This is a genomic window from Amycolatopsis sp. ATCC 39116, from assembly GCF_000231075.2.
Classification (GTDB): domain Bacteria; phylum Actinomycetota; class Actinomycetes; order Mycobacteriales; family Pseudonocardiaceae; genus Amycolatopsis_E; species Amycolatopsis_E tucumanensis.
In genome coordinates, this window is sequence record NZ_AFWY03000117.1 from 1 (window position 1) to 1,648 (window position 1,648).

The window sequence follows — 1,648 nt, forward strand, 5'->3', positions numbered from 1 at the left end:
TGGGTGCTTGTTGGTACGCTGTTGGGTCCTGAGGCAACACGGTGTGTTGTTTCTGGGTGTGGTGTTTGAGAATTGCAGAGTGGATGCGAGCATCTTTGTGGTCAAGTTGTTAAGGGCACATGGTGGATGTCTTGGCATCAGGAGCCGATGAAGGACGTGGGAGGCTGCGATAAGCCTCGGGGAGCTGTCAACCGAGCTGTGATCCGAGGGTGTCCGAATGGGGAAACCCAGCACCTGTTATGAGGTGTTACCCGCCGTTGAATATATAGACGGTGTGGAGGGAACGCGGGGAAGTGAAACATCTCAGTACCCGTAGGAAGAGAAAACACTAGTGATTCCGTGAGTAGTGGCGAGCGAAAGCGGAGGAGGCTAAACCGTGCGCATGTGATACCTGTCAGGGGTTGTGTGTGCGGGGTTGTGGGACCCATCTTCCAGAATCTGACAGTTCTGGCATCGTGCTGCATGGCTAGTGGAACCGCCTGGGATGGTGGACCGGAGTGGGTGAGAGTCCCGTACGCGAAAGCTGTGTTGGTGTGGTGTGGTGGTGTTCCCGAGTAGCAGCGAGCTCGTGGAATTTGCTGTGAATCTGCCGGGACCACTCGGTAAGCCTAAATACTTCCTGGTGACCGATAGCGGACGAGTACCGTGAGGGAAAGATGAAAAGTACCCCGGGAGGGGAGTGAAAGAGTACCTGAAACCGTGTGCCTACAAGCCGTCAGGGCCATCTTCGGATGGTGATGGCGTGCCTTTTGAAGAATGAGCCTGCGAGTTAGTGCTGCGTGGCGAGGTTAACCCGTGTGGGGTAGCCGTAGCGAAAGCGAGTCTGAATAGGGCGTGTGAGTCGCGTGGTCTAGACCCGAAGCGGAGTGATCTACCCATGGCCAGGCTGAAGCGAGGGTAAGACCTCGTGGAGGGCCGAACCCACCAGGGTTGAAAACCTGGGGGATGAGTTGTGGGTAGGGGTGAAAGGCCAATCAAACTCCGTGATAGCTGGTTCTCCCCGAAATGCATTTAGGTGCAGCGTCGCATGTTTCGTGGTGGGGGTAGAGCTACTGGATGGCCTAGGGGCCTTACCGGGTTACCGAAGTCAACCAAACTCCGAATACCATCACGTGAGAGTGCGGCAGTGAGACGGCGGGGGATAAGCTTCGTCGTCGAGAGGGAAACAGCCCAGAACACCGGCTAAGGCCCCTAAGTGTGTGCTTAGTGGGAAAGGATGTGGGGTCGCTTAGACAACCAGGAGGTTGGCTTAGAAGCAGCCACCCTTGAAAGAGTGCGTAATAGCTCACTGGTCAAGTGGTCCTGCGCCGATAATGTAGCGGGGCTCAAGTACACCGCCGAAGCCGTGTCAATAACACAATACATCGGTTTTCATCTTCGGGTGATTATCTAGTGGTGTTGTTGGGTAGGGGAGCGTCCTGCATCCAGAGAAGCGGCCGTGGAAGCGAGTCGTGGAGGGTGTGGGAGTGAGAATGCAGGCATGAGTAGCGAATGCAGAGTGAGAAACTCTGCCGCCGGATGACCAAGGGTTCCTGGGTCAAGTTAATCTGCCCAGGGTAAGTCGGGACCTAAGGCGAGGCCGACAGGCGTAGTCGATGGACAACGGGTTGATATTCCCGTACCCGCGTATGTTCGCCCATGACGAGGC

General features: G+C 56.1%; 1 rRNA gene. It reads left to right on the forward strand.

The annotated features are described in order from the left end of the window. Positions 1 to 99: 99 nt before the first annotated feature. Positions 100 to 1,648: ribosomal RNA gene (locus tag AMY39116_RS0341730) — 23S ribosomal RNA — on the forward strand; the annotation flags it as partial.